Consider the following 7583-nt stretch of genomic DNA (forward strand, 5'->3'; position numbering starts at 1 on the left):
AAATAACAATGAATCGATTTATTCTATCGCTTGATCAAGGAACCACTAGTTCAAGGGCATTACTTTTTAATGAGCGTGGTGCGCATATAGCGACAGCGCAAGAAGAATTCACTCAGTTTTTTCCTCATAACGGTTGGGTTGAGCATGACCCCGAAGAGATATGGAGCACAACGCTGGATGTGATGCGCAAGGTTGTAGCAGACGCAGGTGTTAATCCGGAGCAGATATCAGGAATAGGTATTACTAATCAACGAGAGACAACCGTTGTTTGGGATCGAAAGACTGGCAAGGCAGTGTATAACGCGATTGTTTGGCAAGATCGAAGAACCGCCAAACAATGCGAGAAGATCCGGTCTCAGTTTGACGAGAAGACGTTAACGAGTAAAACGGGACTTGTGCTGGATCCTTATTTTTCGGCAACGAAAATAGCTTGGATTTTGGATCATGTCGATGGCGCTAGAGTAGCGGCGGAGAACGGCGACTTAGCTTTTGGAACGGTGGATAGCTTCTTACTCTGGCGTTTGACCGGTGGTAAGCAGCATGCAACAGACGCCACCAATGCCTCTCGAACCAATCTGTTTAATATTCATGAGCAGCAGTGGGACGATGAGCTGCTCCAGCTTTTTGATGTGCCAGCCTCATTGCTTCCTGAGGTGAAAGACTGTGCTGCGGACTTCGGGGAGACTGCAAAGGAGTTACTTGGTGTAAATATACCAGTGTGCGCACTTATCGGGGATCAGCAATCTGCTTTAGTTGGCCAGGCATGTTTTAGCGAAGGCATGCTTAAAAGTACATATGGTACGGGTTGCTTCGTTATTCTGAATACAGGCGAGAAGGCTTTGTCATCGGAGAATAAGCTGCTGACAACCGTCGGATATCGAATGGGTGGTATGACCACGTATGCGTTAGAAGGCAGTATTTTCGTGGCTGGTGCGGCAGTTCAATGGTTACGAGATGGCCTGGGCGTGATTAACTCAGCAGGTGAATCGGAATCGATAGCGAGCGAAGTGGGTTACCAAAACAAGTTATATGTGGTTCCTGCTTTTACTGGGTTAGGAGCTCCATATTGGGATCCAGATGCGCGAGGCGCTGTATTGGGCCTGACGCGCGATACGGGCGCGAAAGAGGTCGTGACGGCAGGTTTAGAAGCAGTTGCGCATCAGACGAGAGATCTTTTGTCAGCAATGCAAAAAGATGGTGCAAGTATCGATACTTTGCGCGTGGACGGCGGTATGGTCGTCAACGATTGGTTTTCTCAATGCCTAGCAGATTTATGTGATGTGACTGTCGAGCGTCCACAAATAGTCGAAACAACTGCGTTGGGAGCGGCCTATGTTGCGGCGGTCCAAGCAGGGTTGTTTGCAAGCTTAGAAGAGGTGGCGAGCAAATGGCAGTTGGAGCGTCGATTTGACTCCAAGATATCAAACGATGATCGGTCTCGCTTGGCCTCGGGTTGGCAGATGGCCGTTGGGTGCGTTAGAGCATTCAAGCCAGAAGGCTGAGCGGCGCGCATTAACTTGGCTTAGGGGCTAATGACGAGCTATTTGAAGGCGATTAAATGCTCGGTGTCTAGTTCAAAGCCTATTACATCGCCAATTTTAAAGTCTTGATGGCTTGGGAAAGCGGCTTCAATTTTTGCGCCGCTTTCAAGCGAAAGCATGTAATGTGTCGCTGTTCCTGCAAAGGTTTTAGAGCAGATCGTTGCGGTCGTTTGGGAGTGCTCGGAATACATCACGTCGTCTGGACGTAATAGAATATCTACCGGTGTTCCTTCTGGCCATGCATAGCAGCGATTACCTTCGATGGGTCCTATTTCCGTCGTGAAGCGTTCATGCGTTTCAGAGATTCCCTTTAGAAAGCTACCTCGGCCGATGAACTGCGCGACAAAGCGTGAGCTTGGCTCATGGTATAGATCGTATGGCGTGCCCCATTGTGTAATGCTTCCTTGATTAATCAACCCAATATGGTCTGCCATGGCAAACGCTTCTTGCTGATCGTGTGTTACGAGAATTGCACTAATTTCCAGTGACTTTAAGATTTCCCGAACTTGAATTCCGAGTCGTGTTCGAAGATCAGCGTCGAGATTTGAAAAGGGTTCATCAAGCAGTATTAGTTCGGGTTCAGGAGCGAGTGCTCGTGCGAGAGCGACCCGTTGCTGCTGACCGCCAGATAGCTCGTGAGGGTAGCGTTGATTGAAGCCACTAAGGTCAACGAGTTTTAGCAAGCGGTCAATGCGATCATCACTGCCCATGCGTTGTTTCTTTGATAAGCCGTAAGCAATATTTTGCTGAATGGTGAAATGCGGGAAAAGGGCATAGTCCTGAAACACCATACCGATTCTTCGTTTTTCAGGAGCAATGTTGGTGGTTTTGTCGCTCAGTACTTTTCCGTTTATTGCGATTGAACCTTTCTGCGGAGTCTCAAAGCCCGCGATTGCTCTAAGAAGGGTGCTTTTTCCGCATCCGCTAGGACCAAGTAAGGAAGCAATTTCGCCTTTCCCGAGGTGGAAGCCTAAATCCTTTAATATGATGTTCTCGTCATACTGACACAGCAAGCTATCGACTTCTAAAAAGGTGCTCATTACGGCTCTTAGTTGTTAAACGTTGCAAAGAAGAAACTCAAGCAGGGCTTTTTGTGCATGCAGTCTATTCTCAGCTTGATCCCATGCTACGGAGTAATGGGAGTCCAGAAGGGTCTCGCTTACTTCTTGACCTCTATGAGCGGGAAGGCAATGCATAAAAAGTGTGTCTTTTTTTGCTGCTTGCAGCAGGTGTTCGTTAACCTGATAGCCTTGAAAATCGATAGCGCGTTGCGCTGCTTCATCTTCCTGTCCCATTGAGCACCATGCATCGGTTACTACGAGATCCGCTTCTGAAATAGCCTGCTCGGGCGTTTCTATAAGTCGGCAATGATCCGCATGTTTTGGGTTGGTTGCAAGTGCTGGGGCATATTTTGTCGGGGATGCGATGGTGAGTTTGAAGTCAAGAAGACGCGCGGCTTGCACGAAAGTATTACAGACGTTATTTCCATCACCTACCCATAAAACATTTTTGCCTTTAATCGAGCCGCGATGCTCTTGATAGGTCTGCATATCTGCTAGCAGCTGACAGGGGTGAAATTGATTACTCAGTGCGTTAATCACTGGTACGTTCGAGTGCTCACTGAAGGCTTCCAATTTCTTGTGTTCGTAGGTGCGCACAGCTATTGCATCGACAAGCCGAGAGAGTACTCGAGCGCTATCCCCGATTGTTTCGCCCCTACTTAGTTGACTGTCCTGAGGTGATAGAAATACAGTCGAACCGCCAAACTGGGCCATGGCAGATTCAAAAGAGACACGTGTTCTGGTGGATGAGTTCTCGAAGATAAGAGCAAGCACACGGTTTTTAAGAGGTTCAAAAATGGTGCCAGACTTGTGTTCGGCTTTTAGGTCGATCGAGCGACGAATAATTTGTTTGAGCTCTTTGCTTGATAAGTCATCAAGTGAAAGAAAATGTCTAAGTGCCATGAGCATCCTGATGTTTACTGATGAGAGACAGCCTGTCTATCTTTGAGTATAGGCTGAATGTACCTCTGTTGTGTTAGCTATGTCGAGGCTTAGCGCGATCATCTGCGGCATATAGGCGGATGATTTGGATAACGGCATCAATCAAAAACTCGCATTCTTCATTGCTCATCGTTAGAGGCGGTAGAAGCCGAATCACCTTATCCGCTGTTACGTTCAAAAGTATGCCTTTTTCTTTGGCGATCGGCACTAAAGCGAAGCAAGGGTCAGACATTTCGATGCCGATCATGAGGCCTCGCCCCCGAACATCTGCAACATAATCCGCGCCTAGCAGCGCGTCTCGCAGCTCGTTTAAAATATGCTCTCCGAGAAGCTGCGCGCGCTGGATCAAATCAAGGCTCTGAGTTTGCTCTAGAACCGTCAAGGCGGCTTTGCTCGCTAATGGATTGCCTCCAAAAGTACTTCCATGACTTCCAGGTTTTAATACTTGGCTCGCTGCACCGCGAGCAAGGCAGGCGCCTACGGGAAAGCCATTACCTAAGCCTTTTGCAATTGTTACGATGTCAGGTGTTGCATCGGTATGTTGGTAGCTTAAGAAAGCACCTGTTCGTCCACAGCCTGATTGAATTTCATCGCAAATCATCAGCAAACTGTGCTCATCGCAAAGAGAGCGAATACCCTTCAGATACTCGTCACTTGCTTGAAAAATACCGGCTTCTCCTTGAATGGGCTCGAGCATAATAGCGACAAGGTCATCCCGAGAGCGACAGAGGTCTCTAAGTTGGCTCAAATCATTCAGTTCAACTTGAACGAAGCCTGACAAAAGCGGTTCGTAACCTTTCTGTACCTTAGGGTTGGCAGACGCGGAGATCGTCGCCATTGTTCGACCATGAAAAGCGCGTTTCATGGTTACAATAGTCGGAGTATTGATGTTGCGTTCATTGCCATATTTACGTGCAATTTTGATAGCCGCTTCGTTTGCCTCGGCGCCTGAATTACATAAAAAGGCATTATCCATATTCGTTAGAGAGCAAAGCTTTTCGGCTAGCTCTTGTTGAAGGGGGTTGTGGAACACGTTGGAGCAGTGAATAAGCCGAGACGCCTGATCTTTAATTGCTTTTGCGATCGCCGGATTAGAGTGCCCAAGGCCGCTAACCGCAACGCCTGTAAATGTGTCGAAATATTTGTTGCCGTCGGTATCAAATAACCAGCACCCGTCGCCGCTCTCGAATGAAACCGAAAGCTTTCCGTATGTGTTCATAATGGTTTGTTCAGTCATGCAGTGGGTACCTAGCGTATCTTTGCCGAGCAAGGCGTGATATTCCAAATGATGATAGAGAGTTTAGCAAAAGAGTGAGATTATACGGGCGGTTTTTAAAGTAATTCACCTTGGCGGGTGGTTTAGGACGAATAATGATCGAATCAGAAGCGGTAAGTGGGGTCGAGCTTGCCATTTTTTTGGGTAAACTAAACGCGGTCTGTGATGAAATGGGGTACGTGCTACAAAGAAGCGCATTTTCTCCAAATATAAAGGATCGCCTTGATTTTTCATGCGCAGTATTTGATCGAGAGGGCGCAATTCTTGCCCAGGCGGCACACATTCCGGTTCACTTGGGGAGTATGGCCTATGCCATGAGAAGCCTCGTCGCGCAATTCGATTGGCAACAGGGTGATATGGTCGTGGTGAATGATCCATTTCAAGGCGGGACACACTTGCCTGATGTGACCATGATTGCACCCATGTTTATCCATGGTGAGCTGAGCGGGTTCGTTGTTAATCGAGCCCATCATGCAAATATCGGTGCGAGTGCCCCAGGTTCAATGCCTTTAAGTTCTGCGCTTGAAGAGGAGGGCGTGATACTGCCGCCAAAGAAGCTTCTGGAGTCGGGTCAGCTTAATGAGGAGCTTGCGAGCCAGATACGAGGCATTGATCCCGAGTGTTCCGGTGCACTGCCAGAGGACTTTGTTGCCCAGATAAGCGCGAACAAAACCGGATTGATGCGCTTGGAGGCAATACTCGTTATTCAAGATGAGCCGATCGACTTTTTCGATCGGATGAATGCTGCGCTTCATCAATATGGCGCGCAGTTGATGAAGCGTTTGATTAGCCAAATTCCGGAGGGCGTAGCACATTTTGAAGATGTGCTTGATGGTGATGGTTTTCACGATAATCCGATTCGACTTAAGTTGCAGCTCCAACGGAGTGGAGAAGAGCTTCTATTTGACTTCAAGGGCAGCAGTGCGCAGGTAACGGGAAATCTCAATTGTCCTTTAAGTGTTTCCGCTGCATCAGTCTATTACGTTATTGCTTGCATGCTACCTGAGTATGCCCCTAAGTGTGACGGTGTGTTTCGCCATATAAGAATGAATGCGGTTCAAGGGTCTATTTTAAATGCGAATCCTGGATCAGCTGTCGCTGCCGGCAATGTAGAAACCAGTATGCGTGTGGTCGATTTGGTTCAGGGGGCCTTCGCCAAATTGGGACTTGATATGCCAGCCGCGTCACAAGGCACAATGAATAACATTGCAATGGGAAGTTCCGGTGGTGTGCATCGTCGAAGATGGGATTACTACGAAACACTTGGTGGTGGCATGGGGGCTCACGCTCATGGTGATGGTTTGGATGCAGTGCAATGCCACATGACCAATACGCTTAATACACCTGTCGAAAGTCTCGAACTGCATTATCCGTTGCGCATTGATCAGTATGGATTACGATGTCAATCTGGTGGCGCAGGTGAGAGGCGTGGCGGAGATGGTTTGAAGCGTTCTTACACCTTTTTGGAGCCGACGTCCGTTACTCTTTTAACCGACCGTCGTGTCTCGCGGCCATGGGGGATCAATGCTGCGTCTGGTAAATCAGGCGAAAATTACCTCAATGGCGTTCGTATTTCGTCAAAAAGAGCGCTTGAAGTTTTTGCTGGAGACACCATAACCATAGAAACACCTGGCGGTGGAGGTTGGTCGCCTGTTGAATAACTGGTAACATCCGTTTTAACTTTTCTGTGTAAAAAGGTAGTTTTTATGTCCATTATGGATGCAATAAAAGAGCAAATTGAAGAGAACTCCATCTTGTTGTATATGAAGGGGACTCCGCAGCAGCCGCAGTGCGGTTTTTCTGCTCGAACGGTCCAGGCCCTTATGGCTTGTGGTGAGCGATTCGCTTATATCAACATTCTTGATAACCCAGAGATTCGCGAGAATCTGAAAACATATTCGAATTGGCCTACTTTTCCGCAGCTTTACGTAAAGGGTGAGCTTGTCGGTGGTTGCGATATTGTTAGTGAAATGTATGAGTCTGGTGAATTGAAAGAGCTGGTAAGTTCTGCCGCAGAGTAGACTTATCTCTTAATAAAAAAGCCCGCATTTATTGCGGGTTTTTTTATTGTTTACAGATGAGCGAGCTGAGGTGTGCGGTCGCTCTGTTATCCTGTTCTCTTCTAAATTGTTTTCCGTCTTGATCTATTTATCCCAAGCTTCTTTTTGGGCGTTGTTTTGTAAGTGTGATCAGGTTCTTGTTTGTGAATAAAGCACGGTGTTTTGGGAGGTGTTCACGATCTCTCTGTGTCCGTGATCACATAAGCCTGTCTGCCCTTCAGTTAAGGTTACGCTCTGAAACAAAAGAACAATTATTAAAACAATAAGACTTGAAGACTGATCATGGACTGCCGAACGCGAAGAGATTTAAAAGGTATTTATCATCGTGAAATTTTTGGAAATTCGCACGCTCAAGTTACTGTTTGCTGCAGCTGTTTGTCTGCCAGCGACAGTGTTGGCTGAATTACAGCCAATATCTGACGAAGAGCTTAGCGAATTCTCTGGTCAGGCGGCAGTCGCTTTTGATGTTGAACAGCTTGGTTCAACGAGTTACACGCGCGTGACCCTTGGCATGGAAGCAGATGTTCAGATGAACATCGACACGCTAGAAGCTGGTCGATACGATAAAGCGGGCGAGGCATTGGCGGCAGATATCGATATTACCAATCTTGGTCTTGGTTCGATTTCTACGGACGCGTCTAAAATACAGCTTGATGGCAACACCTATGCCGTCAACGACATTATTCCCTTTGAGTTAAATGAC

7 protein-coding genes are annotated in these 7583 nt (G+C 47.5%); 4 read left to right on the forward strand and 3 right to left on the reverse strand.

The genetic code is table 11. The annotated features are described in order from the left end of the window. Window positions 1–8: 8 nt before the first annotated feature. The gene (gene glpK, locus A3751_RS03145; RefSeq protein ID WP_068451946.1) at window positions 9–1502 is read left to right on the forward strand and encodes a glycerol kinase GlpK; all 1494 of its coding nucleotides are present in this window, start codon (window positions 9–11) and stop codon (window positions 1500–1502) included. Between the two features lie 38 nt (window positions 1503–1540). On the opposite strand, the gene A3751_RS03150 is transcribed toward glpK, so the two are convergent. The 3 genes from A3751_RS03150 to A3751_RS03160 form a co-directional block, all read right to left on the reverse strand. Further along, window positions 1541–2581 carry an ABC transporter ATP-binding protein gene (locus A3751_RS03150; RefSeq protein WP_068451947.1) on the reverse strand — a complete coding sequence of 347 codons (1041 nt, stop codon included), beginning with the start codon at window positions 2579–2581 and terminating at the stop codon, window positions 1541–1543. A 15-nt stretch (window positions 2582–2596) separates the two neighbouring features. Beyond that, window positions 2597–3505 (reverse strand): ornithine carbamoyltransferase, encoded by a 909-nt coding sequence (gene argF, locus A3751_RS03155; protein ID WP_068451960.1) that lies wholly within the window; start codon window positions 3503–3505, stop codon window positions 2597–2599. A gap of 73 nt (window positions 3506–3578) precedes the next feature. After that, window positions 3579–4781, reverse strand: a complete 1203-nt coding sequence (locus A3751_RS03160; protein WP_068451950.1) for an aspartate aminotransferase family protein — start codon at window positions 4779–4781, stop codon at window positions 3579–3581. A gap of 134 nt (window positions 4782–4915) precedes the next feature. Here A3751_RS03160 and A3751_RS03165 point away from each other — a divergent pair, with 134 nt between their 5' ends. The 3 genes from A3751_RS03165 to A3751_RS03175 form a co-directional block, all read left to right on the forward strand. After that, entirely contained in the window at window positions 4916–6481 is a 1566-nt protein-coding gene (locus A3751_RS03165; protein ID WP_068451952.1) for a hydantoinase B/oxoprolinase family protein, read from the forward strand. A 45-nt stretch (window positions 6482–6526) separates the two neighbouring features. Further along, window positions 6527–6841 carry a Grx4 family monothiol glutaredoxin gene (gene grxD, locus A3751_RS03170; RefSeq protein WP_068451955.1) on the forward strand — a complete coding sequence of 105 codons (315 nt, stop codon included), beginning with the start codon at window positions 6527–6529 and terminating at the stop codon, window positions 6839–6841. Between the two features lie 364 nt (window positions 6842–7205). Next, window positions 7206–7583 (forward strand): DUF6160 family protein (locus A3751_RS03175; protein WP_197466148.1); only part of this gene is annotated, 378 nt, incomplete at its 3' end.

This window comes from Oleiphilus sp. HI0080, assembly GCF_001635135.1.

Coding starts and splice junctions, on each gene's coding strand:
- A3751_RS03165 (WP_068451952.1), top strand. CDS start 4,916: ATGATCGAATCAGAAGCGGTAAGTGGGGTCGAGCTTGCCATTTTTTTG.
- A3751_RS03160 (WP_068451950.1), bottom strand. CDS start 4,781: ATGACTGAACAAACCATTATGAACACATACGGAAAGCTTTCGGTTTCA.
- A3751_RS03150 (WP_068451947.1), bottom strand. CDS start 2,581: ATGAGCACCTTTTTAGAAGTCGATAGCTTGCTGTGTCAGTATGACGAG.
- argF (WP_068451960.1), bottom strand. CDS start 3,505: ATGGCACTTAGACATTTTCTTTCACTTGATGACTTATCAAGCAAAGAG.
- grxD (WP_068451955.1), top strand. CDS start 6,527: ATGTCCATTATGGATGCAATAAAAGAGCAAATTGAAGAGAACTCCATC.
- glpK (WP_068451946.1), top strand. CDS start 9: ATGAATCGATTTATTCTATCGCTTGATCAAGGAACCACTAGTTCAAGG.